The sequence below is a fragment of the Streptomyces sp. NPDC059906 genome (assembly GCF_042730645.1).
Taxonomy (GTDB): Bacteria; Actinomycetota; Actinomycetes; order Streptomycetales; family Streptomycetaceae; genus Streptomyces; species Streptomyces rubrogriseus.
Genome location: NZ_JBHWKU010000007.1, coordinates 29,176 through 52,500 on the forward strand (window position 1 = coordinate 29,176; position 23,325 = coordinate 52,500).

The following is a 23,325-nucleotide window of genomic DNA, read 5'->3' on the forward strand; positions in this document are numbered from 1 at the left end:
CGTGGAGACCGGACCGCACTCGGGTCAGCTCAGGCCCGAGACGGTCTCGCGGACCTTGGTGATGATCTCGGTGGGCATCGGGGCGTAGCCGGCGTCGGCCAGCAGGCCCTGGCCGTCCTCCGAGGCCATGTAGTTCAGGAAGGACTTGGTGGCGGGCAGGGTGTCCGCCTTGTTGCCCTTGTCGCAGACGATCTCGTACGTCACCAGGACCAGCGGGTAGGCGCCCGCGGCGTCCGGGGTGTAGTCCAGCTCCAGCGCCAGGTCCTTGCCGGTGCCGACGACCTTGGCCGCGCCGATGGCGGCGGTGGCGTTCTCGACGGTGGCCTTGACCGGCTCGGCGGCCGCGGTCTTGACGTCGACGGTCTTGATGCCGTCCTTGGCGTAGGACAGCTCGAAGTACGAGATGGCGCCGGGGGTCTGCTTCACCTGGCCGGCCAGGCCGGAGGAGCCCTGCGCGGACTGGCCGCCCTTGGCCTCCCAGGACTTGCCGCCCTCGTACTTCCAGTCGGCCGGCGCGGCGGCCTTCAGGTACTTGGTGAAGTTGTCCGTGGTGCCGGACTCGTCCGAGCGGTGGAAGGCCTGGATCTTCAGGTCGGGCAGCTTGGCGTCGGGGTTGAGCTTCTTGATCGCCTCGTCGTTCCAGTTGGTGATCTTGCTGTCGAAGATCTTCGCCATGGTCGGCGCGTCCAGGACGAGCGAGTCGACGCCGGTGACGTTGAAGCCGACCGCGATCGGGCCGCCGACCATCGGCAGGTCGATGGCCTGGCCGTCCTTGCAGACCTTCTTCGAGGCCTCGACCTCGTCCGGCTTCAGCGCGGAGTCCGAACCGGCGAACGCGGTCTGGCCCTGCGTGAAGGCGGTGATGCCGGCGCCGGAACCGGTCGGGTTGTAGTTGATCTGCACGCCGTTGCAGGCGGCGACGTACTGCTTGACCCAGGCGTCGATGGCGTTCTTCTGGGCGGACGAGCCGGAGGCCTGGAGCTGGCCCTTGGCGTCGTCGCACTTGATGTTGCTGTTGGCGGCGGCGGAGCTGGAGTCGCTGCCGCTGTTGCCGCCGGTGTCGTCGGAGCCGCACGCCGTGAGGGCCAGGGCGCCGGAGACGGCGAGAGCACCGAGAGCGAGGGCCCGCCGGTTCATGCGCTGAAGCTTCACTTGAGGGAGTTCCTTCCAGGAGCCGCCGTCCTGAATTCGGCGGCGTGCGAGGAGTGGTAAGGCCGAAATTAGGCAGATCAGATGAAGGCGCCGAAGGACGTAAATGAACGCGGGGTGAACCCCTGTGGACGGTGCGGTGAGGTCACGGAACGCTTACGTCAAGGACACGGGTCGGTTCCGGAGAGGGAGTGAAGGCTCTCAGACCTCGCCGCGTGCGCCGGGCGCTCCGGGAAGGCGCGTGGCGAGCAGCTCGTCGACCAGGGCCCGGTCCCGGGGCCGGGTGAGGCGGGCGCGGGCCGCCTCGGGGGCCAGCCACAGGATGCGGTCGACCTCGTCGGAGGGGGCGAAGGCGCCGGTGGTGGCCGCGGCGGCCCAGTAGCGGACCTCCTTGGGGCGGCCGTTCGCGAGGTAGCGCACGGTGGTCAGCTCGGCGCCCGGCACGGCGGCGTAGCCCGTCTCCTCCGCGACCTCGCGCAGGGCGCCCGCGAGCGGGTCCTCGCCCGGCTTGAGCTTGCCTTTCGGATGCGACCAGTCGGCGTACTTCGGGCGGTGCACGAGGCACAGCTCCCGGTCGTGGGGGGCCGCCTGCGGCGCGGGGCGCCACAGGACGCAGCCGGCCGCCCGGACCGTGGTGCCGTCGTCTGCGGGGCTCACGGTGCGCACGCCTCCCGTTGTCCTGCGGCCGTTCCCAGGTTCCTGCGGTTCCTGCGGTTCCTACGGCAGCCTGATCGGTTCCTTGCGCCAGCTGTGCTGGAACGCGTACCGCGCGGCCTCCACCTCATGCCGCTGGTCGGCGTGGAGCACGCCGAGCGCGTACGCCGTGGCCGGGGCGATGCGCGGGGTACGCGCGGCCTGGGCGGCGGCCGCGGCGGCCTCGGAGGCGTCGCGGTGGCGGTCGAGGGCCTCGCCGGCCGCGAGAAGGCGTACGTCCACCGAGTCGGCGTCGCCGGTCCCGGTGTCCGCGCCGGCCAGCGCCTCCAGGGCGTAGCGGTGCAGGCGCAGCAGCAGGCGGACCTGGTGCCACGGGGTGTCCTGGGGGTGCGGGGCGGGGTCCGGGGAGAGCCCGTGGACCAGCGCCTCGGCGTTGTACGGACTGCCCGCGGTGACCAGGGGGAGGGCGGCCACGGCGTCCGTGAGGCGCTCCTGCGCGGCGGTGGCCAGCGGGCGGAGGTCGACGGGCGCGGTGCCGGGGGCGGCGGGGGCGGCGGCGGAAGCGGCCCTGCGTCCGGCGCTGCTCAGGGGGACTTCGCTGGCCAGTAAGGCGACCTTGTCGGCGACGGCGTGGAAGCGGCTGCTGCCCAGGGCCTGGAGGGCGGTGGAGTGCGCCCGGGTGCGGGCCAGGGTCAGCTGCCGGTCGAGCAGCGCGCCCGCCTTGGCCGCGCCCACCGTGAGGTTGCCGCGGTTCGCGGACGCCGGGTGGGTGGGGGGTGCGGCGGGCGGTACGGCGGGCGGTACGGCCGTGGTGGTGGTGGCGGTTGTGGCCCGGCCCACCGGACGCGGGGCCGGGAACGCCGTCGACCCGGAGAGCCGGTGCAGGGCCTGGAGCAGGCGCTCCAGACGGGACGCGTACGCGTGCTCCAGCGCCAGCGTGCCGGACAGCCAGGCCAGCTCGGGGCGCATCTCCTCCGCCCAGCCGGCGTCCAGCAGCGGCTGGAAGGTGTGCAGGGTGCCGCTGATGCGGCGGGCGGCGCGGCGCAGGGCGCGGGCCGCGTCCACGTCGTCCGGGGGCTGGGCCGCCCGGTCCGGTTCGCCGAGGGCGCCGTTGGCGCCCGCCGCCGTGCCCGTACCCGTTCCGCTGCCCGTGCCCGGTCCCGACTCGCGGTGGCGGCGCAGTGCGCGCAGGAACTCGGTGGCCTGGGCGCGCAGGTAGCCCGCCAGGGCGTCGGTGCCCGCGTCGGCGTGCGGGGCCGCGGTGGCGTTCCCCTGCGTGCCCCCGTGCGCGTGCGCGTCGGTCGAGGCGGGGTGCGGTGGTCCGGTGGTCGCCTGGGGGTGCGTGGTGGTTTCCGGTGGAATGTCCGTCGGAATGTCCGTCGGGTCAAGGTGTCGCTGTGCCACGCCGGCGCCTCCGGGCGTCTATGAGCATCTCCTGGATGTTGCGCAGGGGCTGGCCGTCCGCGTCGGTCGCGTGCCGGGTCCACTCGCCGTCCGGGCCGAGGTGCCAGGAGGCGGTGCCGTCGGACATGCCGTTCTCGAGGAGCCGGTTCAGAGCCGCCCGGTGGGCCGGGTCGGTCACCCGGACCAGGGCCTCTATCCGGCGGTCGAGGTTGCGGTGCATCATGTCGGCGCTGCCGAGCCACACCTCGGGCTCACCGCCGTTGCCGAAGGCGAAGACCCGCGAGTGCTCCAGGAAGCGGCCGAGGACGGAGCGGACCCGGATGTTCTCCGACAGGCCCGGCACGCCCGGGCGCAGCGCGCAGATGCCGCGCACCCACACGTCGACCGGCACACCGGCCTGGGAGGCGCGGTAGCAGGCGTCGACCACGGCCTCGTCGACCATCGAGTTGACCTTGATGCGGACGTGGGCCGGGCGGCCGGCGCGGTGGTGCTGGATCTCCTTGTGGATGCGGGAGACGAGGCCGTCGCGCAGCGACTTGGGCGCGACGAGGAGGCGGCGGTAGGTCTCGCGCCGTGAGTAGCCGGAGAGGCGGTTGAACAGGTCGGAGAGGTCCGCGCCGACCTGCGGGTCCGAGGTGAGCAGGCCCAGGTCCTCGTAGAGGCGGGCCGTCTTCGGGTGGTAGTTGCCGGTGCCGACGTGGCTGTAGCGGCGCAGGGTCTCGCCCTCCTGCCGTACGACCAGGGAGAGCTTGCAGTGGGTCTTCAGGCCCACCAGGCCGTAGACGACGTGGCAGCCGGACTCCTCCAGCTTGCGGGCCCACTTGATGTTGGCGGACTCGTCGAAGCGGGCCTTGATCTCCACCAGGACGAGGACCTGCTTGCCGGACTCGGCCGCCTCGATGAGCGCGTCGACTATGGGGGAGTCGCCGGACGTCCGGTACAGCGTCTGCTTGATCGCCAGGACGTCCGGGTCGGCGGCGGCCTGCTCCAGGAACGCCTGCACGGAGGTGGAGAAGGAGTCGTACGGGTGGTGGAGCAGGACGTCCTTGGTGCGCAGGGCGGCGAAGATGTCCGGCGCGGACGCGGACTCGACCTCGGCCAGGTCGCGGTGGGTGCCGGCGACGAACTTCGGGTACTTCAGCTCGGGCCGGTCGATGCTGTGGATGCGGAAGAGGCCGGTGAGGTCCAGGGGGCCGGGGAGCGGGTAGACCTCCGCCTCGCCGATCTTCAGCTCGCGCACGAGGAGGTCCAGGACCTCGCGGTCGACGGACTCCTCGACCTCCAGGCGGACGGGCGGGCCCAGGCGGCGCCGCATCAGCTCCTTCTCCAGGGCCTGGAGCAGGTTCTCCGCGTCGTCCTCCTCGACCTCCAGGTCCTCGTTGCGGGTGAGGCGGAAGGTGTGGTGCTCCAGCACCTCCATGCCCGGGAACAGCTCCTCCAGGTGGGCGGCGATGACGTCCTCGACCGGGACGTAGCGGCCCGGGGAGGCCTCCAGGAAGCGGGAGAGCAGCGGGGGGACCTTGACGCGGGCGAAGTGGCGGTGGCCGGTGACGGGGTTGCGGACGACGACCGCGAGGTTGAGGGAGAGGCCCGAGATGTACGGGAAGGGGTGGGCCGGGTCGACCGCGAGGGGGGTGAGGACCGGGAAGATCCGGTGCCGGAAGAGGGTGAACAGGCGGGCCTGCTCCTTCTCGGCCAGCTCGCTCCAGCGGACCAGGTGGATGCCCTCCTCGGCGAGGGCCGGGGCGACGTCCTCGTGGAAGCAGGCGGCGTGCCGGGCCATCAGCTCGCGGGAGCGGGCCCAGATCATGTCCAGCACCTCGCGGGGCTGGAGGCCGGAGGCGGAGCGGGTGGCCACGCCGGTCGCGATGCGGCGCTTGAGGCCGGCGACGCGGACCATGAAGAACTCGTCCAGGTTGCTGGCGAAGATCGCGAGGAAGTTGGCCCGCTCCAGGAGGGGGGTGTTCGGGTCCTCGGCGAGTTCGAGTACGCGTTCGTTGAACGCGAGCCAACTGCGTTCGCGGTCCAGGAAGCGGCCCTGCGGGAGGCGGGCGCCGCCGTCCTGGGACTCCTCCGACTCCTCGTACGCGTCGAGGTCGGCGTCGATGTCCGGCTCCAGGCCGGACACCGTGGCGGCCACGGTGTCCGGGCGGTGCGCCGCGATGGAACCCACGGAGGGCTGCGTGTGCTGCGTGTGCTGCGTGTGCTGGACCTCGGCCTGCGTGTTCGGCTGCCTCATGAACCCATTCTTCCGCGCCGCGCGCGACTCAGGCGCGTCGGAGGGCTCCCAGGGCCCGGAAGGCTGTGGCTCGGTCGGCTTCATTCGGTGAGCCTCGCAAGGCTGTCTGAATCGATGGTTACGGGGACATGACGTGAGGGATAGCGGGGTGCCTCTGGAGGGTGGTGGCTGGGGGTGCCTGCGGCGCCTGTGCGGGGTGGGTGGGGGTGCGCGTAGCGCCTTGTGTTCGGTGGTGGGTCGGGGCCGCGCCGGGGGGTGTTCGTCCTCGGAACGGCGCGGAATCGGTTGGCTACGGGGGCTCAGGGCGTTGACGCGCCAACCGCTGCGGGCGAACACCCCCCGACACGACCCCTCCTCGCCGCACGCGCCTGCGGCCCGCCCACGCCGCGCTGCCCCTCCTCGCCGTACGCGCCTGCGGCCCGCCTATGCTGCGCTGCCCCTTCCCGCCGCGCGCGGCTCCTGCGGCGGCTGCGCTCCGCAGCTGCGGGCAGTCGTGCCGCTGGGGCGGCACGGGTGGGCGCAGCGGCACCCCGGCAGCGCCGGGCCCCGTGACCCACCCCGCGCCCACACCCACCCCGGGTGACCAAGGAACCCCGGCTCACCACACCCCCTACCCTCGCAAAGGCCCCGGCCGGGAGATCGTGTGAACCGATCGGCAGGGCTCGTGCGATGAGGAGATGTGAGCGAAACGAGAAGCGACGGGGAGCTGCTGCGGGCCGTCGCGGCCGATGCCGACCGCCGTGCCTTCGAGGAGCTGTACCGCCGGTACGCACCCTGGCTGACCGCCCGCATGCGCAGCCGCTGCGCCGATGCCGCCGTGGTCGACGACGTCGTGCAGGAGACCTTCCTCGCGGTGTGGCGCGGCAGCGCGCGCTACCGGGAGGAAGGGGACGTGGCGGGATGGCTGTGGCGGATCGGGTCGCGGCGGCTGATCGACGCGCTGCGCGGCGAGGGCGCGCGCGGACGGCTGCGGCAGGCGCTGGCGCGGCTGCGGCACCGGGACGAGGTCTCGGCGGAGGAGCGCGTCCTCGCCGGCGTCGAGCACGGGGACCTCGCCGGTGCGCTCGTACGGCTCTCGCCGGAGCTGCGCGCGGTGCTCCAGGCCACCGTCGTCGACGGGCTGACCACCCGTGAGGCGGCCGTCCTGCTCGGCATCCCGCCGGGCACGGTCAAGACGCGGGCGATGCGGGCCCGCCGGCAGTTGCGGGAGGCGCTGGCATGAGAATCGAGGAAAACCGTCCCCGGGACGCCTGGCATGTGGACGAGGACGACCTGCGGGCCTACGCCCGGGGAGAGCTGGCGGCGCCCGCCCTCTGGTCCGCCGACGCCCATCTGACCTCCTGCGCCACCTGCCGGGGCGTCCTCGCCGAGGTGAGCGACGCCGCCGCGCTGGACGCGGGCTGGGAACGGCTCGACGCCGAGCTGGACGCGCCCCGGCCGGGGTGGTTCGAACGGCTGCTGGTGCGGTGCGGGGCGGGCGACGGTACCGCGCGACTGCTCGCCGCCACCCCCATACTGCGCCGGTCCTGGTTCGGCGCGCTCGCCGCCGTGCTGCTCGTGACCTTCCTCGTGGCGGTCTCGGCCAGTGCCGCCGGCCGGCCCACCCTGTTCCTGGTCTGCGCCCCGCTGCTGCCGCTGGTCTCGGTGGCGCTCGCCTACGGGCCCGCGCTGGATCCCACGCACGAGATGGCCGTCGTCTCGCCGATGCACGGCTTCCGGCTGCTGATGATCCGTACCGTCGCCGTGCTCGTGGTGGCGCTCGGGGTGGGCGGACTGGCCAGCCTCGCGCTGCCGGGGTACGGGCCGGCCGCCCTGGCCTGGCTGCTGCCCGGCCTCGCCCTCACCGCGACCGGGCTCGCGCTGACGCCCAGGCTGGGCCCCGTGCTCGCGCCGTCCGTGCTCGTGTGCGCCTGGGCGGCGGTGCTGCTGGCCGCGGACGCGGCCCGCGCGTCCACGGACGGCCCGCTGGCGCCGTTCACCGCGGCCGGGCAGGGCGTGTCCGGGCTGGTGGCGGTACTGGGCGCGGGGCTGCTGTTCCTGCTCCGCGACCGGTTCGACTTCTCGGGGCGCGGTGTCGCGTGAGCCCCTCCTTTTTCTCGACCCCCTTCACGTATGGGAGTGCCGAATGACCCCCACCGTTTCCGCCTCCGGCCTGAGCCTGCACTACGGGCGCACCCGTGCCCTCGACGACGTCTCGCTGCGGCTGACCCCGGGCGTCACCGGGCTGCTCGGGCCCAACGGCGCCGGGAAGACCACGCTGCTGCGGGTGCTCGCCACCGCGGTGACCGCGGACCGGGGGGCCTTCACCGTCCTCGGGCACGACCCCGGGAGTTCGCGCGGCCGGCAGGAGGTGCGGCGGCGGCTCGGCTATCTGCCGCAGACGCCCGGTTTCCACCCGGACTTCACCGCCTTCGAGTTCGTCGACTACGTGGCGATCCTGAAGGAGCTGGCGGACCGCCGGGAGCGGCACCGCGAGGTGCGGCGGGTACTGGACGAGGTCGACCTGGGGGACGTGCGCGGGCGCCGGATAAAGAAGCTGTCCGGAGGTATGCGGCAGCGGGTCGCGCTGGCCGCCGCGCTGGTGGGCGACCCGGGGTTCCTGGTGCTGGACGAGCCGACCGTCGGTCTCGACCCCGAGCAGCGGATGCGGTTCCGGGAGCTGATCGCCGGGGCCGGGGAGGGTCGGACCGTGCTGTTGTCCACCCACCAGACCGAGGACGTGGCGATGCTCTGCCACCGGGTGATCGTGATGGCGGCCGGGGCGGTGCGCTTCGACGGGACTCCGGCCGAGCTGACCGCGCGGGCCGCCGGGCGGGTGTGGAGCAGCACGGAGAAGGACCCCGGAGCCAAGGCCGGCTGGCGCACCGGGACCGGTTCCTTCCGGAACGTCGGCGACCCGCCCCCGGGCGCCGAACCGGCCGAACCCACCCTGGAGGACGGCTACCTGCTCGTCCTCGACGACGCGGGCACGGAGGTGGCGGCATGAGCGCCGTGCTGGTGGAGGAGTCCGCGCCCGTACAGGCGCCGCTCAAGGACCGCGGGGTGCGGGCCGTGCTCGCCCTCGCCCGGTTCGAGGCCCGCAGGCTGCTGCTGAGCGTCCCCGTCGTCGTCGCCTTCCTGGGGTACGCCGCGTGGATCGTCTGGCGTACGCGGGAGTCCTGGGACGGCAACCCCGCCCTCCAGGTCGCCGACCGCGCCACCCAGTCCGTGCCGATGCTCGTCGGTCTCGCCGTCCTGCTGGGCGCCGCACGCGCGGTCGTGCGCTCCGAACGCCACGGAACCGAGCACCACTTCTCGGTCCTGGTCCTGCAGCCCTGGCGCCGTACGGCCGCTCACGCGCTGTCCGTCGTACCGGCCGTCCTGCTCACCGCCGTTTGCGTGGCCGGCCAGTTCGGCTGGGAGGCGCTCAAGCCGGGTGCGATCGGGCACGGTTCGCCGGCCGAACTGGCGGTGGGGCCGCTGACGGTGCTGGGATTCGGGGCGCTCGGGGTGCTGCTCGGCCGCCTGACGATGTCGGCCTTCGCCGCGCCGCTGCTGGTGGTGGTCGTGCTGCTGTTCGTGTTTGTCCTGGGGAGCGGGCCGAGCGAGGTGAGCGGACTGTCCTGGCTGGCACCGGCCGTCCCCGGGATCGGCCCCGACAGCCTGCCCTCCGACCTGCTCGGGCGCCCGGCCGCCTGGCACGCCCTGTACCTGGCGGGCGCGGCCCTGTGCGTCGCCTTTCTGGCGGTGGCCGTCGCCGGAGGGCGCACCGCGGCCGTCCGTGCGGGACTGGTCCTGAGCCTCGCGGCGGCGGTGACCGGCGGCATCCTCCAGGCCGGGGGCGCGTCGCCGTCGCCGGAACTGACCGCGGCCCGCGAGCGCGCCTCGGTGAACCCCGACCTGACCTGTGCCGAGCAGGGCGGTTCGACGTACTGCGCCTTCCCCGAGTGGGCGCCGCGCACCGGCGCCTGGGCCGGGGTCGTGGACCGCGTCCAGGCCGTGGCCGGCGGCTCCGCCCACGACCGGCCGCTCGTCGTACGGCAGCGGCTCGACGCCCGGTACGGGCCGGGGGTCGACGCCGCGATCCCCGCGCTGACCGACACCGATCGGGTGACCGTGGGCACCGCCTGGGGCGGCAACCGGGTCCCCGGGTTTTCCAGTGCGGTCGCCGCCGTCCTCGTCGCGGGCACCGAGGCGGCCGGCAGCGAGCTGTGCGACGGGCGGATGGTCACCGTCATGTGGCTCTCCCTGAGCTGGCAGGACGATCCGATGGACGCCCTGCGCCGGGTCCGCCTCGACGACAGCGTGACGGGCTCCGCGATCGTCCTGTCGCCCACCGATCCGCTGTCCATGACGGAGGGCCAGACGGATGTCGTGCGCCGCCTGCTGGAGAACCCGCCCGCCGGGACCGGTGCGCGGGTGAAGGAGCACTGGGCCGAACTGACCGAACCGGGTGTCACGACCGCCCGCGTCGCCGAACTGCTCGGGGTGCCCGGACCGAAGAAGGCGGACTCGTGCGAGGAATGACGGCGGCCCGGGGCGCGCTCACGGTGGACCTGGCCGGACCTCTGTGGCGCACGCTGCCCTGGCGGGCCCTGGCCGCGGCGGGGACCCTCGGCCTGCTGGTCGCCGGCGCCCCTCTCGTTACCGGCGCCGAACCGGCCCCCTGGCAGTCGCTGTTGCTGCTGCGGGGCACCGCCCTGATCGGCGCGGTCGGCCTGGCCTTCCTGCTGGACGACCCGGCCCGCCACCTCACCACGCCCGTGCCGACCCCGAGACCGGTCCGGCAGGCGCTGCGGGTGGCCCTGGTCGCGCCGCTCGCCGCGCTGTGGTGGACGGCCGTACTGCTCCTGACCCCCTCGGCGTCCCGCCCCCCGGCCGGTGGGATCACCCTGGAGGCGCTGGCGGTGGGCGCCCTCGCCCTCGCGATCGCCGCCCTGGCCGTACGGCTGTCGGACGAGGCGCGTCCGGGGCCCTACGTCGCCGCGTCCCTGCTGCTCACGGCCGTCCTCGCGCCCCTGCTCGCGCCGGAGGGCTGGGCGCTGTTCGTCCAGGCCAGCGACCCGCGTTGGTCCGTCGGGCACGACCGGTGGGCGGTGCTGGCGGCGGCGGTGGCCCTGGTGGGGGCGGTTTGCGGGCCGGAGCCGTTGGGCCGCGAGGCCGGTCGGTGACGGACGCTTCACCGGGTCGTCTCGCCGGAGCGGCCCCGGCGGCTCAGGTCTCCGTGCGGTACATCAGGTCCGTCTCGTGGGTGGTGAAGCCGAGGCGCTCGTAGACGGCCACCGCCGCCTTGTTGTCGGCGTCGACGTACAGCATCGCGGTGGGCAGGCCCTGCCCCTCCAGGTGCCGCAGGCCGATGGTGGTCAGGGCCTTGCCCAGGCCGCCGCCCTGGGTGTCGGGGCGGATGCCGAGGACGTACACCTCGCCGAGCCCCTCCTCGGCGTGCACCTTGGTCCAGTGGAAGCCGATCAGTTCGCCGTCCCGCTCGGCGAGGAAGAACCCCGCCGGGTCGAACCACGGCTCGGCCTTGCGGTCGTCGAGGTCGCGCTGGGTGAGCGAGCCCTGTTCGGGGTGGTGGGCGAAGGCGGCCGCGTTCACGGCGAGCCAGGCCGCGTCGTCCCGGCCGGGCACGAAGGTGCGCACGCTCACGCCTTCGGGCAGCCGCGGCTCCGGCAGGTCCAGGCCGGTCAACGGGCGGCGCAGCTGGCGCAGTTCGCGGAAGAGGGAGAGCCCCAGCACCTGCGCGAGGTGCCGGGCGGCGGAGTGCCCGCCGTGCGCCCAGATCCGCAGCCGCTTGCCGGAGGCGGCGAGCAGCGCGGAGCCCAGGGCCCGTCCGTGTCCCTGGCCCCGGTACGAGGGGTGGACGACCAGCTCGGCGGCCGGCGGCTCGACCGGGTCGGTGCCCTCCAGCTGGGCGTAGCCGACGAGTTCACCGCCGTCCAGGGTGAGCAGGAGGTGTACGACGCCCTCCCGGGCGGGGCCGCGCAGTTGCAGCCGGCCCTGCTCGGACACGGCGTGCTGACCGTCGTTCCGGGCCGCCTCGGTGAGCAGGGCGAGGACGGCGTCGGTCTGCTCCGGCGTGAGTTCGGCGAGGGTCTCGATCGAGCGGGGGCGGCCGGGCCGCACGGTGTCGTCGCTGGTCATGCGTACGAGGGTAAGGGGCGGGCGGGGCAAAGCGGCGGCAGTGGACGAGGACGACGGAGGGGGCGGGGAAGAGGGCGAGGAAGAGGGCGAAGTTAAATCAGGCTGTAACCCGGAGGCCCCTGTCGCGCTACGCGCGTTGACTCTAGGCTGCTGCGCCGACGAGCCGTCTCCTCAGCGGCTCGCGCCACGCACACCCACAGGGGGGCGCATGCCAGCCACAGCACAGCCGCACCAGCCGCGTCGCAGACGCCGTACGAGCCGTCTCCTGGTCGCCGCCGCCACCGTCGTCACCGCCGGGGCGCTCGCCGCGGCGGCGCTGCCGGCCTCGGCGAGCGCGGGCGGGCACGACCGCGGCCACGGCGGTCACGGGCAAGGTCATGGCGGTCACGGTCATGGCGGTCACGGTCACGGTCATGGACACGGCCATGGGCGTTATCAGGACGTCCAGCTGCTCTCCTTCAACGACCTGCACGGCAATCTGGAGCCGCCCGCCGGTTCCTCCGGCCGGGTCACCGAGGTCCAGCCGGACGGCACGACGAAGACGATCGACGCGGGCGGCGTGGAGTACCTGGCCACCCATCTGCGCGAGGCCCGCAAGGGCAACCGGTACTCCATCACCGCCGCGGGCGGCGACATGGTCGGCGCCTCCCCGCTGCTGTCCGGCCTCTTCCACGACGAGCCGACCGTCGAGGCGCTGAACAAGCTCGACCTGGACGTGACGAGCGTCGGCAACCACGAGTTCGACGAGGGCGCCAAGGAGCTGGCCCGTCTCCAGAACGGCGGCTGCCACCCCACCGAGGGCTGCTACACGGACAAGGAGTTCAAGGGCGCCGACTACCCGTATCTGGCGGCGAACGTCCTGGACGAGAAGACCGGGAAGCCCCTCCTCAAGCCCTACTGGGTGTGGAAGCAGCGGGGCGTCAAGGTCGGTTTCATCGGCGTGACCCTGGAGGGCACTCCGGACATCGTCTCGGCGGAGGGCGTGAAGGGCCTGAAGTTCAAGGACGAGGTCGAGACGATCAACAAGTACGCCAAGGTGTTGCGGCGCCAGGGCGTGAAGTCGATCGTCGCCCTCATCCACGAGGGCGGTTTCCCCGCCTCGTCCTCCTACAACTACGACTGCGACTCCCCGGGCGCGGGCGACGGCATCTCCGGCCCGATCGTCGACATCGCCAAGAACATCACCCCGCAGGTCGACGCGCTGGTCACCGGCCACACCCACAACGCGTACGTCTGCACGATCCCCGACCCCGCGGGCAACCCCCGCATGGTCACCTCGGCCTCGTCCTTCGGCCGCCTCTACACGGACACCACGCTGACCTACGACCGCCGCACCGGTGACATCGCCCGTACCTCGGTGAAGTCGGCCAACCACGTGGTGACGCGGGACGTCCCCAAGGCGCCCGACATGACCCGGCTGATCGGCAAGTGGAGCGCCCTGGCCGCCCCGATCGGCAACCGCCCCATCGGCTACGTCTCCGCCGACATCGACCGCGACGGCACCGAGTCCCCGCTGGGCGACCTGATCGCCGACGCGCAGTTCGCGTACGGCAAGGCGCAGGACCCGGAGACCGACCTGGCGCTGATGAACCCGGGCGGCATCCGCGCCCCGATCACCTACACGGCCTCCGGCGCCGAGGGCGACGGCGTCGTCACCTACGCCGAGGGCTTCACGGTCCAGCCCTTCGCCAACACGGTGAACCTCAAGGACTACACGGGCGCGCAGCTGATCCAGGTCCTCAAGGAGCAGGTGAGCGGCCCGAACGAGGCGGCCCCGAAGATCCTCCAGGTCTCCTCCGGCCTCACCTACACCCTGGACCTGACCAAGTCGGCCGCGGACCGCGTCGTCACGGACTCCATCCGGCTCAACGGTGCCGCGATCGATCCCACGGCCACCTACCGCGTCGCGTCCAACAGTTTCCTCGCGGGCGGCGGCGACGGCTTCACGACCCTGGGCGAGGGCACGAACGAACGCGTCGGCGCGGACGACCTGGCGGCCTTCGAGCAGTACCTGACGGCCAACTCCTCGGCGACCGACCCGATCACGCCCCCGGCGGCGGACCGGATCACGGTCGTGGAGTAGGCGACGGCCGGCTCCAGGAAGGGGCCCGGCATCCGACGGCCGCGAGGCCACGGATGTGCCGGGCCCCTTTGTTGCTCCCGAGCGTGGCCAACAGGTGGCCGGTGATTTCCTCGTTGCGGAGGAGGCACTGTGTCGATGTCAGAGGGCCACGAGGTCAATGACGTTGACGACTACGTGGCGATTGGACACGTGTCGTCCTCCGTCATGCGCCTGACGGTCTGCTCGACCTCGTCGGGGTAGCCCGGCGTGGCGCAGGCGAAGTCGGCGGCCGCGCTCAGCCACTCCTGTTCGAACGCCTGCAACCAGTCGGGGCGCCGGTGCAGGGTCGTCCGAATCGCCTCGGGGGTGTGTTCGCAGGAGTTCGGATCCACCCCGTGGGCCATGGTCGGCTCCTCTTCTCCGGCCGGGGCGTGACCCGGGGGGCGGAGATACCACGGCAGAACGCGAGGGGCGTGGGGTGGCGACGGGCGTCTTTTCGTGTGCGTAGCGTCACTTCCTCGGCGTACTCTGCGAAAGGGGACCGGCGTTGTCTGCACGGCAGGCAACGGGAGGGGGTGACGTGGGCGAAAGCCCGGGCGGTGAACGGGAGTCGAGGCGCACAGAGCTTGGGCAGACGCTTCGCATACTGCGGGAGAAGGCGGGCAGATCACTCGGACAGCTGGCCGAGGAGACCTCGTACGACAAGAGCTACCTGTTCCGCTTGGAGAAGGGAGAACGGCTCTCCAAGCGTGCGGTCATGGAGGACCTGGACAGGTCTCACGGCACGGGTGACCTGCTGGTCCGTCTCTGGCGGGACGCGCGTCAGGAGGTCATCAAAGACAAGTACAAGGCGTTCATGGAACTGGAGGCGACGGCCCGGCTCATGTGGCTGTTCCAGCTCCGAGTCCCAGGGTTGCTGCAAACCGAGGACTACGCCCGGACAGTGTTGTCGGGGTTGCCCGGTGCCCAGACAACGGCAGGCAACGGCGAGGCAGTCGAGGAACAAGTGGCCCTACGCCTGGGGCGGCGAGAAGTGCTGCACCGCCGACCGGCGCCCAGTATCCGGGTAATCCTGGACGAGGGGGCACTGCGGCGGCCCGTTCCTGACCTGAAGGTGTGGGAGGGGCAGCTGTCGCACCTGTTGGACGCGGCGGAACTGCCGTGCGTCGCGCTTCAGGTGCTGCCCTACTCGGCCGGTGTGCATGACCTCATGGACAGCCACCTGTGGCTCTTGTGGCAGCGAGTCGGCGACCCTGTTGCCTATGTGGAAGGCAACGGCTTCGGTGAGTTGATCGACGATCCGGACAAAGTCCTGTCGTTTCGCTTGTCCTACGATCTCGTCAGGGACGCGGCTCTGACTCCGGTGGAGTCGATGGCGTTCATCAAGGGCCTTCTGGAGGAGCGCAGATCATGATCCGAATCCCTGACCTCACCACCGCGACGTGGCGCAAGTCCTCCTACAGTGACGGAGGCGGCACCAACTGCGTCGAGGTCGCCGACGGCTGCCCCGGCCTCGTGCCGGTGCGGGACAGCAAGATGCCGGACGGGCGGGTGCTGGCCTTCGTCACCGCTTCGTGGGGGGCGTTCGTGGCGGGGATAAAGGCGTAACCGCTCTTCGGTACTGACCGGTGGCCCTCCCGTCGGCTGGAACACCGCCGAGCCGGTCGACTCTCGGATCCCTCGACTCCCGCGATGTCTTCCCTGGCAGACTCGCTCGCATGAGCGATTGGTACATGCAGCCAGGACACGGCGTCCGCTTCGAGTGGGGCCCCACCGGTGCACAGCGTCTCGCCCCCGGGGTCTCCTGTCTCGTGGTGGTCGACGTCCTGTCGTTCACGACATCAGTGACGGTCGCCGTCGAGTCGGGGACCTGCGTCTTCCCCTATCCCTGGCGTGATGAGACAGCGTCTGCCTTCGCCGGGCAGATGGCCGCCGAACTGGCCGTCGGTCGCCGAGCCGCCACGACGACCTCACCGTGGTCCTTGTCACCAGCCGCCTTGCGCCGAGCCCCGTTCACCCCGCGGCTGGTGCTGCCGTCCCCCAACGGCTCCGCCATCGCCGCGGCAGCGGACGGATCGACAGTGGTCGCCGGATGTTTGCGCAACGCGACAGCGCTGGGCCGATGGCTGGCTCTTCACGGATACGGAACTCCTGCACACCCGGTTGCCGTAATTGCCGCAGGAGAGCGCTGGCCGGACGGCAGTCTGCGACCCGCGTTGGAGGATTTGCTCGGCGCTGGGGCGATCATTGCTGAACTGCAGGCACAAGGCGTCGGTCCGCTGTCTCCCGAGGCCGCTGCCGCACGGACTTGCTTCGAGCGGAACCCCGACGTCGGACGCGCCGTTGCCACCTGTTCGTCAGGTCTCGAACTGGCCCAGGGAGGATTTGCCGACGATGTCGCGATCGCAAGCAAGGTTGGCGACAGCAAGACCGTGCCAGTCCTCATCGACCGGGCCTTCACCCGTGCGGGGCCGCACGGCACGACAGGCTGAGTCAAGCGGGGTGAGCGCCGGAGACACCTTCGGGTGAAGGAGGCGGTGGACGGCAGTCTCCTGGCCGTAATGTGGCTATGGTGGGTCCATGGCAGAGAACACGACCATTCAGGTGTCGCGCCGGGCCCGCGACCACCTCGCGCAGGTGGCCAAGGAACGCGGCATGACCCTCGGGCAGCTCGTCGAGCAGCTGGCCTCGGAGCAGCCGACGGCGGAGCAGATCGCGGAGCAGGTGGCGGCCGACCGCCGAGTCGTCCGCGACGTTGTGGGCGTCGACATCAGCGACGAGGAGTTCGACCGGGCTCCCGACGTTCTCGGCAACATCTACCGGATCGCCGCCGAGAAGATCCGTATGGCCCGGGGTGCCGCCGCGTGATCATCCTGGACACCGGTGCGACCCGTGCGCTCGCGGACGGTCACAAGACGCTGAACCTGCTCGCCGGAAACATGGCCCGTACGCCGGGTGACCTGTTGCGCATTCCCGCCCTGTGCCTCGTGCAGGCGGAATCGGAGGAAGCGGGGGCGGGCGGACGCGTTCTGGCCTTCTCGTCGGTGGTCGTCGACGACCTGGACACGGCCGGCTCGGTCACCGTCGGGACGATGATCCGCGACGGTTACGGAGGAGCGGACACCTGTCACGCGCTGTACTGCGCATTGCCGCGCGCCGAGTTCACCGGCATGTCCATCCTCCTCACGGACCGGGAGGATGCGTATCCACCCGGCGTCGTCACCGTCGACATCGACTCGCCCGGCATGCTCGGCTACTACTGACGTCCGTCAGGCGTCGAAACGCTCCCGGGCTCCCTCGATGTGGGCGAGGTGGTGCTGGGTCCAGTCGCAGATCGCGTCGACCGTGGCGCGCAGGGCGCGGCCCGGCCCGGTGAGGGTGTACTCGACCTTCGGCGGCACGGTCGGATGCACCGTGCGGTCGACCAGGCCGTTGCGCTCCAGCATCCGCAGGTTCTGGGTGAGCATCTTGTGGCTGATGCCCTCGACCTCGCCGCGCACCTCGCTGAAGCGCAGGGTGCGCTCGCCGAGCGCCTCGATGATCAGGAGCGCCCACTTGTTGGCGACGTCCGAGAAGATCTCCCGGGCCAGGGAGTCCGCGCGCCGCAGGTCCGCGTCCTCGGGCAGGCCGTTGAGCAGTTGCTTGGTCACCATTAGGTACCCCAGTCACCGAAAAGTGCGTTCTTCCAGTTCAGCCATCACTCTCCTACGGTTCCCGAGTAACCACAAGAGAGTGGACCTGACTGAGAGGCGAGCACCATGACCACCCACGATGTCTTCCGGTTCGACGTGCCGGCCGAGGACGACTTCGGCTACTCCCAGGCGATCAGGTCGGGCGAGCTGGTCCACGTCTCCGGGCAGCTCGCGTTCGACGAAGCGGGTGAGTTCCCGGACGGAGGTGACTTCGCCGCCCAGCTCCGGCGCACCCACGCCAACATGGACCGGGTCCTGGAGCACTACGGAGCCACCCGCGACCAGATCGTGTCGCAGACCCAGTACGTGGTGGACCTGCGGCAGCACGCCGCCGCGGTGGCGCGGGGCAATCTGGCGTACTTCGGCGAGCACCGCCCGGCCAGCACGGTCCTGGGCGTGACCGAGCTGACCCTGCCCGGTCAGGTCGTCGAGATCGGCTTCGTCATCGATCTTCGGCTGCCTGCCTGAGGTCTTGCTCCGGCGGCGGTACCGGCGCCCCCGGCAGCCGGATCGTGGCGGTGGTGCCGCCGCCGTCGGCGCGGGTCAGGTCCACCGTGCCGCCCGCCTGCTGCACCGTCCGCGCCACGATGGACAGGCCCAGGCCCGAGCCGGGCAGCGCGCGGGCGCTCGGGGAGCGCCAGAAGCGGTCGAAGACGTGGGGGAGTTCGTCGGCGGGGATGCCGGGGCCGTGGTCGCGGACGGTGAGGACGCCGGCGGCGAGGCGTACGGCGATCGTGCCGCCGTCCGGGCTGAACTTCACCGCGTTGTCCAGGATGTTGACCACCGCGCGTTCCAGCGCGGCCGGTTCGGCCCGTACGTACCAGGGGCGGACGTCCGCGTCGATCGCCAGCTCCGGGCCGCGCAGCCGGGCGCGGCGCAGCGCCGACTCGACGACGTCGTGCCAGGCGAGGATGCGGGTGCGGCCCTCGTGCTGGCCGGTGTCGGGGCGGGAGAGTTCCTGGAGGTCGCCGATGAGCGCCGCCAGTTCCGTCATCTGGGCCTTGACCGAGGCGAGCAGCGCCTTGCGGTCGGCCTCCGGGATCGGGCGGCCGGTCTCCTCGCTGCGGGTGAGCAGCTCGATGTTGGTGCGCAGCGAGGTGAGCGGGGTGCGCAGTTCGTGGCCCGCGTCGGCGATGAGCTGCTGCTGGAGGTCGCGGGAGCTGGCCAGGGACGAGGTCATGCTGTTGAAGGACCGGGACAGGCGGGCGATCTCGTCGTCGCTGTCGTCCGCGACCGGGATGCGCACCGTGAGGTCCTCGGTGCGGGCGACGTGTTCGACGGCCCGGGTCAGATCGTCGACGGGGCGCAGGCCGGTGCGCGCCACCCACAGCCCGGCGGCGCCGGCTCCGACGACACCCGCGCCCGCGACGATCACGAGCACCAGGGCGAGGTCGTTGAGGGAGCGGTTCACCTCGCCCAGCGGTCGGGCGGCGGAGACGGCCACACCCAGCTCGGGCAGCACGCTGTAGGTGTAGACCCGGTACTGGGCACCGTCGTCCCCCGTGGCGTCGTGCAGCGCGTCGGTGGTCCTGCCCTCGGCCACGGCGTGGTCGGCGTCGCTGAGCGGCACCTCCTGCGTGCCGATGATGAGACAGCTCCCGCCCTTGCCGTCCACGAGCTGCACGGACGAGCCGAAGGGGTTCTGCTCGTGCGTGACGGGATCGTGGGCGCACTCGCCGCTGCGCAGGTTGACGTACTGGCTCACCTGCTGCTTGGTCATGCGGTTCGCCTTGAGGGCCTCGTCCAGCGAGCTGACCAGCACGCTCTTGACCACGAACCAGCAGGCGACCGCCGCCGCCGCCACCGCGAACGCCACCGCCGCCGCCACCAGCAGCGACAGCCGCGCCCGGATCGGCAGGGCGCGGACCCGGCGGACCAGGCCTGTCACTCGGCGCCGCCCTGCCGCAGGACGTAGCCGACGCCGCGGACGGTGTGCACGAGGCGCGGCTCGCCGCCCGCCTCGGTCTTGCGGCGCAGGTACATGACGTACACGTCGAGGGAGTTCGACGACGGCTCGAAGTCGAAGCCCCAGACGGCCTTCAGGATCTGCTCCCGGGTGAGGACCTGGCGCGGGTGCGCCATGAACATCTCCAGCAGGGTGAACTCGGTGCGGGTCAGCTCCACCGGGCGTCCGGCCCGGGTGACCTCCCGGGTCGCCAGGTCCATGGTCAGGTCGGCGAAGGTGAGGGTGTCGTCGTCCTCGGCGGTGGCCTCCACGGCCGCCGCGTAGGAGCTGCGGCGCAGCAGCGCGCGGATGCGGGCGAACAGCTCGTCCAGCTCGAACGGCTTGACCAGGTAGTCGTCCGCCCCCGCGTCCAGGCCGGTCACCCGGTCGCCGACCGTGTCGCGGGCCGTCAGCATCAGGATGGGCGTCAGGTCGCCCGCGCCGCGGATGCGGCGGGCGGCGGTCAGGCCGTCCATGCGGGGCATCTGGATGTCCAGGACGACGAGGTCGGGCCGGTACGCCGCCGCCTTCTCCAGCGCGTCGGCGCCGTCGACCGCGACCTCGGTGTCGTACCCCTCGAAGGCGAGGCTGCGCTGAAGGGCTTCGCGGACCGCCGGCTCGTCGTCGACGATCAGGATGCGCTGGATCTCGCGGTCGCGGTCGCGGTCGGCGTCTGCGGGGCTCATGGGCTCGGGTCCTCGGATGCGGTCGGATGCGGGTACGGGAGTCAACCGTGGTGTCAACGCCTTCAGCGTCGCACGTCTTCGCGCCCGCTCAGGTGCTCGTCAGCTGCTCGCGCCCGCTCAGGTGCTCGTCAGGTGCTCGTCAGTTGCTCGTCAGTTGCTCGCGCCCGCCCGCAGCTCCGGCAGGTCGGCCTTGACCGTGTTGATCGGGATGGCGAAGCCGAGGCCCACGCTGCCCGCGCTCGCGGAGGACTCGGTCGCCGAGTACATCGCGGAGTTGATGCCGATGATGTTGCCGTTCATGTCGATCAGCGCGCCGCCGGAGTTGCCCGGGTTGAGGGACGCGTCGGTCTGGATCGCCTTGTACGTCGTCGTGGACGAGCCGGTGTCGCCGTTGAACTGCTGCCCGCCGAACTCGAACGGCCACTGGCCGCCCTGCCGCTGCTGTTGCTGCTGCTGGCCCTCGTCCGTCGAGACGGTCACGTCCCGGTCGAGGGCGGAGACGATGCCGCTGGTCACGGTGCCGGTCAGGCCCTCCGGGGACCCGATGGCGACGACCTGGTCGCCGACCCCGATGCCGTCGGAGTCGCCGAGGGTGGCGGCCTTCAGGCCGGAGGCGTTCTCCAGCTTGATCAGCGCGAGGTCCTTCTTGCTGTCGGTGCCGACGACGTCGGCGGTGTACTGCTTGCCGTCGTTCGTCGTCACCTTGACGGAGGAGGCACCGGCGACGACGTGGTTGTTGGTGATGATCTCGCCGTCGTCGGTGATGATCACGCCGGAACCGGTGGAGGAGCCGGCGTTCGAGGTGGCGTTGATCTCGACGATGCTCGGGCTGACCGCCTTCGCGACGCCGGAGACCGTGCCCTTCTGGCTGGAGGGCACCACGTTGGTGCTGGTCGAGCCGGCGGCGACGGTGTCGCTGCCGGTCAGCTCCTGGATGCCGTACGCCGTGCCGCCGCCGACGGCCGCCGCGACGATCGCCACGGCCACCAGCAGGGCGGCGGGGCCGCGCCGCCGGGCCGGGCGCCTGCCGTGCGGCGGCTCGGGCTGCGGCTCGGGCAGGGGCTGCGTGGGGTGGCTCCCGGGCGGCTGGGCCGGCGGGGGCGGCCACTCCGGGTTGACGGGAGAGGAGGCGTGCTGGTGGGGTCCCTGGTACGGGTTCGCGTGCTCGTACTCGCCGTTGTGGCGGAGGCTCTCGGTCATGTCCATGAGCTTCCCGCCCGCGGATGAGAGCGGCCTGAGTGCTGCCTGAGAAGCCCGGCAGAACCTCGTATGCCCGATATAAAGGCGGCCCGGCGGCGTGGCTACGCGCAGCCGCAGGACTGCCGTACGACCAGCTGCGACGGGAAGACCTTCAGCCGCTCGCGGCGGGAGCCCGCCACCCGCAGGCCGTCGTCCAGGACCAGGTCGACGGCGGCCCGTGCCATCGCCGACCGGTCCGAGGCGACCGTCGTCAGCGGTGGGTCGGCGAGATCCGCCTCCTTGATGTCGTCGAACCCGGCCACCGCCAGCTCGCCGGGGACGTCGATGCGCAGCTCGCGGGCCGCGCGCAGCAGGCCGATCGCCTGGTCGTCGGTGGAGCAGAAGATCGCGGGCGGCCGCTGCGGCCCGGAGAGCAGCTCCAGACCCACGCGGTACGCGTCGTAGCGGTTGTACGGCGCCTCGAAGAGCCGGCCCTCGGTGGAGAGCCCGGCCTCCTTCATCGCGCGCTTCCAGCCCTCGACGTGGTCGGAGACCGGGTCGCCGACGGACGGCGTCTCGGCGGTGCCGCCCATGCAGGCGACGTACGGGTACCCGTGCTCCAGCAGATGGCGTACGGCGAGCTGGGCGCCGCCCAGGTCGTCGGTGACGACGGCGACGTCGTCGATGGCCTCGGGGCGCTCGTGCAGCAGGACCACCCGGGCGTCCCAGGCGTCGATCTCGGCGGCGGCGTTGTCGTTCAGCGCGTGGCTGACCAGGATCAGGCCGGAGACGCGCATGCCGAGGAAGGCGCGCAGGTAGTGGACCTCGCGCTCGCCGACGTAGTCGCTGTTGCCGACGAGCACCATTTTCCCGCGCTCGGAGGCGGCCCACTCGACCGCGTGCGCCATCTCCGCGAAGAACGGCTGGCGCGCGTCCGGCACGATCAGGCCTATGAGGTCCGTGCGCCGCGACGCCATCGCCTGGGCGACCCGGTCCGGGCGGTACCCCAGTTCCTTGATCGCGGCGAGGACACGCTCGCGCGTGGCCGGGGCGACCGGCCGGGGTCCGTTGTTGATGACGTAGCTGACGACGGCGGTGGAAGTCCCCGCCAGTCGCGCCACATCATCCCGAGTCACCTTGGCCACGCGCGGAGTCTACGCGGATGGACCCGCTCCGGGCAGGGCGTATCACACCTTGGATGACCTTGCGCCCGCCGCCTCGTCCGCCCCGGCGGCCGCCTTTCCGGGCGCTTCGGCCTGCTCCGCCTTCCCGGCGTTCTCCGCCTTCTCGGCGTTCTCGGCTTTCCCGGCCCTTTCGGCCTTCTCGCCCTTCTCGGGCTTCTCCGGCGTCACGAAGCGATAGCCGACGTTGCGGACGGTGCCGATCAGCGACTCGTGCTCGGGGCCGAGCTTGGCGCGCAGCCGCCGTACGTGCACGTCGACCGTGCGGGTGCCGCCGAAGTAGTCGTAGCCCCACACCTCCTGGAGCAGCTGCGCGCGGGTGAACACGCGCCCCGGGTGCTGGGCGAGGTACTTCAGCAGCTCGAACTCCTTGAAGGTCAGGTCCAGGACCCGCCCCTTCAGCTTCGCGGAGTACGTCGCCTCGTCCACCGACAGGTCGCCGTTGCGGATCTCCATGGGGGAGTCGTCGCCGCCGAGCTGCTGGCGGCCCGTGGCCAGCCGCAGCCGCGCCTCGACCTCCGCCGGACCGGCGGTGTCCAGGAGTACGTCGTCGATGCCCCAGTCGGCGGTGACGGCGGCCAGCCCGCCTTCGGTGACGATGAGGACCAGCGGACAGCTGAGGCCCGTGGAGCGCAGCAGCTGGCACAGGCTGCGGATCTGGGGGAGGTCGCGGCGGCCGTCGACGAGGATGACGTCGGCGCCGGGGGTGTCGACGAGGGCGGGGCCCTCGGCGGGGGCGACGCGTACGTTGTGCAGCAGCAGGCCGAGGGCGGGAAGCACCTCCGTCGACGGCTGGAGGGCGTTGGTCAGGAGCAGCAGAGAACTCATCGCGCCCCACCTGCCTGGGACGGTTTGTGGTCGTGCCCGGTTCGCTCGCCCATATCGTCTGGTTCCTCCTGGGTCCCTGCGATGGGGGTACCTCCCACGCCCTTAAGGCAGTGGGGGAGTTTGCGGCACTGCTTCTTACTGGTGGCGTCCGGGAGGTGAACGCCCGGCGCCCGCCAGGCATCG

Annotated in this window: 24 protein-coding genes; 12 read left to right on the forward strand and 12 right to left on the reverse strand. The window is 72.1% G+C overall.

Going from position 1 to position 23,325, the window contains the following annotated elements:
- Positions 1–24: 24 nt before the first annotated feature.
- From pstS to ACFV9J_RS13505, 4 genes are all read right to left on the reverse strand, one after another.
- Positions 25–1,152, reverse strand: a complete 1,128-nt coding sequence (gene pstS, locus ACFV9J_RS13490) for a phosphate ABC transporter substrate-binding protein PstS (RefSeq protein WP_385353645.1) — start codon at positions 1,150–1,152, stop codon at positions 25–27.
- Between the two features lie 198 nt (positions 1,153–1,350).
- A complete protein-coding gene (locus ACFV9J_RS13495; protein ID WP_385353647.1) occupies positions 1,351–1,806 on the reverse strand; it encodes an NUDIX hydrolase in 456 nt (151 codons plus the stop codon).
- A gap of 60 nt (positions 1,807–1,866) precedes the next feature.
- Positions 1,867–3,207 (reverse strand): CHAD domain-containing protein, encoded by a 1,341-nt coding sequence (locus tag ACFV9J_RS13500; protein WP_385353649.1) that lies wholly within the window; start codon positions 3,205–3,207, stop codon positions 1,867–1,869.
- Positions 3,188–5,446 (reverse strand): RNA degradosome polyphosphate kinase, encoded by a 2,259-nt coding sequence (locus tag ACFV9J_RS13505; RefSeq protein WP_385353651.1) that lies wholly within the window; start codon positions 5,444–5,446, stop codon positions 3,188–3,190. Before ACFV9J_RS13505 ends, ACFV9J_RS13500 begins: the two co-directional genes overlap by 20 nt.
- Positions 5,447–6,125: 679 nt before the next feature.
- Here ACFV9J_RS13505 and ACFV9J_RS13510 point away from each other — a divergent pair.
- Genes ACFV9J_RS13510 through ACFV9J_RS13530 form a run of 5 tightly spaced genes read left to right on the forward strand, consistent with a single transcriptional unit; the run spans position 6,126 to position 10,596 of the window.
- Positions 6,126–6,668, forward strand: a complete 543-nt coding sequence (locus ACFV9J_RS13510; RefSeq protein WP_011029464.1) for an RNA polymerase sigma factor — start codon at positions 6,126–6,128, stop codon at positions 6,666–6,668.
- Complete coding sequence (locus tag ACFV9J_RS13515; RefSeq protein WP_385353654.1) at positions 6,665–7,528, forward strand: zf-HC2 domain-containing protein; 864 nt, start codon at positions 6,665–6,667, stop codon at positions 7,526–7,528. Before ACFV9J_RS13510 ends, ACFV9J_RS13515 begins: the two co-directional genes overlap by 4 nt.
- Positions 7,529–7,571: 43 nt before the next feature.
- Positions 7,572–8,432 (forward strand): ABC transporter ATP-binding protein, encoded by an 861-nt coding sequence (locus ACFV9J_RS13520; RefSeq protein ID WP_385353656.1) that lies wholly within the window; start codon positions 7,572–7,574, stop codon positions 8,430–8,432.
- Positions 8,429–9,952: an ABC transporter permease gene (locus tag ACFV9J_RS13525; protein ID WP_385353658.1), complete on the forward strand. Its 1,524-nt coding sequence runs from the start codon at positions 8,429–8,431 to the stop codon at positions 9,950–9,952. The genes ACFV9J_RS13520 and ACFV9J_RS13525 overlap by 4 nt, the downstream gene beginning before the upstream one ends.
- Entirely contained in the window at positions 9,940–10,596 is a 657-nt protein-coding gene (locus ACFV9J_RS13530; RefSeq protein ID WP_385353660.1) for an ABC transporter, read from the forward strand. The genes ACFV9J_RS13525 and ACFV9J_RS13530 overlap by 13 nt, the downstream gene beginning before the upstream one ends.
- Before the next feature lie 43 nt (positions 10,597–10,639).
- Here the strand turns inward: ACFV9J_RS13530 and mshD are convergent, their stop codons facing one another.
- Positions 10,640–11,569, reverse strand: coding sequence for a mycothiol synthase (gene mshD / locus ACFV9J_RS13535; protein ID WP_385353662.1), 930 nt, complete (start codon positions 11,567–11,569; stop codon positions 10,640–10,642).
- A gap of 208 nt (positions 11,570–11,777) precedes the next feature.
- Here mshD and ACFV9J_RS13540 point away from each other — a divergent pair, with 208 nt between their 5' ends.
- The gene (locus tag ACFV9J_RS13540) at positions 11,778–13,652 is read left to right on the forward strand and encodes a bifunctional metallophosphatase/5'-nucleotidase (protein ID WP_385353664.1); all 1,875 of its coding nucleotides are present in this window, start codon (positions 11,778–11,780) and stop codon (positions 13,650–13,652) included.
- 170 nt (positions 13,653–13,822) lie between these two features.
- On the opposite strand, the gene ACFV9J_RS13545 is transcribed toward ACFV9J_RS13540, so the two are convergent.
- On the reverse strand, positions 13,823–14,035 hold the full coding sequence (locus ACFV9J_RS13545; RefSeq protein WP_385353666.1) for a hypothetical protein: 213 nt from the start codon (positions 14,033–14,035) through the stop codon (positions 13,823–13,825).
- A 176-nt stretch (positions 14,036–14,211) separates the two neighbouring features.
- Between ACFV9J_RS13545 and ACFV9J_RS13550 the strand changes: the two genes are divergently transcribed.
- The 5 genes from ACFV9J_RS13550 to ACFV9J_RS13570 all read left to right on the forward strand — a co-directional run bounded on the left by ACFV9J_RS13550 (position 14,212) and on the right by ACFV9J_RS13570 (position 16,894).
- Positions 14,212–15,045, forward strand: a complete 834-nt coding sequence (locus ACFV9J_RS13550) for a helix-turn-helix domain-containing protein (RefSeq protein ID WP_385353668.1) — start codon at positions 14,212–14,214, stop codon at positions 15,043–15,045.
- On the forward strand, positions 15,042–15,239 hold the full coding sequence (locus ACFV9J_RS13555; protein WP_385353670.1) for a DUF397 domain-containing protein: 198 nt from the start codon (positions 15,042–15,044) through the stop codon (positions 15,237–15,239). Before ACFV9J_RS13550 ends, ACFV9J_RS13555 begins: the two co-directional genes overlap by 4 nt.
- Before the next feature lie 110 nt (positions 15,240–15,349).
- On the forward strand, positions 15,350–16,123 hold the full coding sequence (locus ACFV9J_RS13560; protein WP_385353672.1) for a 2-phosphosulfolactate phosphatase: 774 nt from the start codon (positions 15,350–15,352) through the stop codon (positions 16,121–16,123).
- Positions 16,124–16,211: 88 nt separating this feature from the next.
- A complete protein-coding gene (locus ACFV9J_RS13565) occupies positions 16,212–16,499 on the forward strand; it encodes a hypothetical protein (RefSeq protein WP_385353675.1) in 288 nt (95 codons plus the stop codon).
- Positions 16,496–16,894, forward strand: coding sequence for a hypothetical protein (locus tag ACFV9J_RS13570; RefSeq protein WP_385353677.1), 399 nt, complete (start codon positions 16,496–16,498; stop codon positions 16,892–16,894). Before ACFV9J_RS13565 ends, ACFV9J_RS13570 begins: the two co-directional genes overlap by 4 nt.
- 6 nt (positions 16,895–16,900) lie before the next feature.
- Here the strand turns inward: ACFV9J_RS13570 and ACFV9J_RS13575 are convergent, their stop codons facing one another.
- Entirely contained in the window at positions 16,901–17,284 is a 384-nt protein-coding gene (locus ACFV9J_RS13575; RefSeq protein ID WP_385353679.1) for a winged helix-turn-helix transcriptional regulator, read from the reverse strand.
- 105 nt (positions 17,285–17,389) lie between these two features.
- On the opposite strand from ACFV9J_RS13575, the gene ACFV9J_RS13580 reads away from it, so the two are divergent.
- Positions 17,390–17,791, forward strand: coding sequence for a RidA family protein (locus tag ACFV9J_RS13580; protein WP_382887131.1), 402 nt, complete (start codon positions 17,390–17,392; stop codon positions 17,789–17,791).
- On the opposite strand, the gene ACFV9J_RS13585 is transcribed toward ACFV9J_RS13580, so the two are convergent.
- The 5 genes from ACFV9J_RS13585 to ACFV9J_RS13605 all read right to left on the reverse strand — a co-directional run bounded on the left by ACFV9J_RS13585 (position 17,766) and on the right by ACFV9J_RS13605 (position 23,142).
- Positions 17,766–19,211: a sensor histidine kinase gene (locus ACFV9J_RS13585; RefSeq protein WP_385353681.1), complete on the reverse strand. Its 1,446-nt coding sequence runs from the start codon at positions 19,209–19,211 to the stop codon at positions 17,766–17,768. The genes ACFV9J_RS13580 and ACFV9J_RS13585 overlap by 26 nt on opposite strands.
- Positions 19,208–19,954 (reverse strand): response regulator transcription factor, encoded by a 747-nt coding sequence (locus ACFV9J_RS13590; protein WP_385353683.1) that lies wholly within the window; start codon positions 19,952–19,954, stop codon positions 19,208–19,210. Before ACFV9J_RS13590 ends, ACFV9J_RS13585 begins: the two co-directional genes overlap by 4 nt.
- A 150-nt stretch (positions 19,955–20,104) precedes the next feature.
- Positions 20,105–21,154, reverse strand: a complete 1,050-nt coding sequence (locus ACFV9J_RS13595) for a S1C family serine protease (RefSeq protein ID WP_385353685.1) — start codon at positions 21,152–21,154, stop codon at positions 20,105–20,107.
- A 101-nt stretch (positions 21,155–21,255) separates the two neighbouring features.
- Positions 21,256–22,278: a LacI family DNA-binding transcriptional regulator gene (locus ACFV9J_RS13600; protein ID WP_123625091.1), complete on the reverse strand. Its 1,023-nt coding sequence runs from the start codon at positions 22,276–22,278 to the stop codon at positions 21,256–21,258.
- A 42-nt stretch (positions 22,279–22,320) separates the two neighbouring features.
- Positions 22,321–23,142, reverse strand: a complete 822-nt coding sequence (locus ACFV9J_RS13605; RefSeq protein ID WP_385353688.1) for a response regulator transcription factor — start codon at positions 23,140–23,142, stop codon at positions 22,321–22,323.
- Positions 23,143–23,325: the final 183 nt, after the last annotated feature.

Excerpts from the sequence above, each read along its gene's own strand:
- ACFV9J_RS13505 (WP_385353651.1), bottom strand. The coding sequence starts at position 5,446 with ATGAGGCAGCCGAACACGCAGGCCGAGGTCCAGCACACGCAGCACACG.
- ACFV9J_RS13515 (WP_385353654.1), top strand. The coding sequence starts at position 6,665 with ATGAGAATCGAGGAAAACCGTCCCCGGGACGCCTGGCATGTGGACGAG.
- ACFV9J_RS13520 (WP_385353656.1), top strand. The coding sequence starts at position 7,572 with ATGACCCCCACCGTTTCCGCCTCCGGCCTGAGCCTGCACTACGGGCGC.
- ACFV9J_RS13525 (WP_385353658.1), top strand. The coding sequence starts at position 8,429 with ATGAGCGCCGTGCTGGTGGAGGAGTCCGCGCCCGTACAGGCGCCGCTC.
- mshD (WP_385353662.1), bottom strand. The coding sequence starts at position 11,569 with ATGACCAGCGACGACACCGTGCGGCCCGGCCGCCCCCGCTCGATCGAG.
- ACFV9J_RS13540 (WP_385353664.1), top strand. The coding sequence starts at position 11,778 with ATGCCAGCCACAGCACAGCCGCACCAGCCGCGTCGCAGACGCCGTACG.
- ACFV9J_RS13545 (WP_385353666.1), bottom strand. The coding sequence starts at position 14,035 with ATGGCCCACGGGGTGGATCCGAACTCCTGCGAACACACCCCCGAGGCG.
- ACFV9J_RS13555 (WP_385353670.1), top strand. The coding sequence starts at position 15,042 with ATGATCCGAATCCCTGACCTCACCACCGCGACGTGGCGCAAGTCCTCC.
- ACFV9J_RS13560 (WP_385353672.1), top strand. The coding sequence starts at position 15,350 with ATGAGCGATTGGTACATGCAGCCAGGACACGGCGTCCGCTTCGAGTGG.
- ACFV9J_RS13565 (WP_385353675.1), top strand. The coding sequence starts at position 16,212 with ATGGCAGAGAACACGACCATTCAGGTGTCGCGCCGGGCCCGCGACCAC.
- ACFV9J_RS13575 (WP_385353679.1), bottom strand. The coding sequence starts at position 17,284 with ATGGTGACCAAGCAACTGCTCAACGGCCTGCCCGAGGACGCGGACCTG.
- ACFV9J_RS13580 (WP_382887131.1), top strand. The coding sequence starts at position 17,390 with ATGACCACCCACGATGTCTTCCGGTTCGACGTGCCGGCCGAGGACGAC.
- ACFV9J_RS13590 (WP_385353683.1), bottom strand. The coding sequence starts at position 19,954 with ATGAGCCCCGCAGACGCCGACCGCGACCGCGACCGCGAGATCCAGCGC.
- ACFV9J_RS13595 (WP_385353685.1), bottom strand. The coding sequence starts at position 21,154 with ATGACCGAGAGCCTCCGCCACAACGGCGAGTACGAGCACGCGAACCCG.
- ACFV9J_RS13605 (WP_385353688.1), bottom strand. The coding sequence starts at position 23,142 with ATGAGTTCTCTGCTGCTCCTGACCAACGCCCTCCAGCCGTCGACGGAG.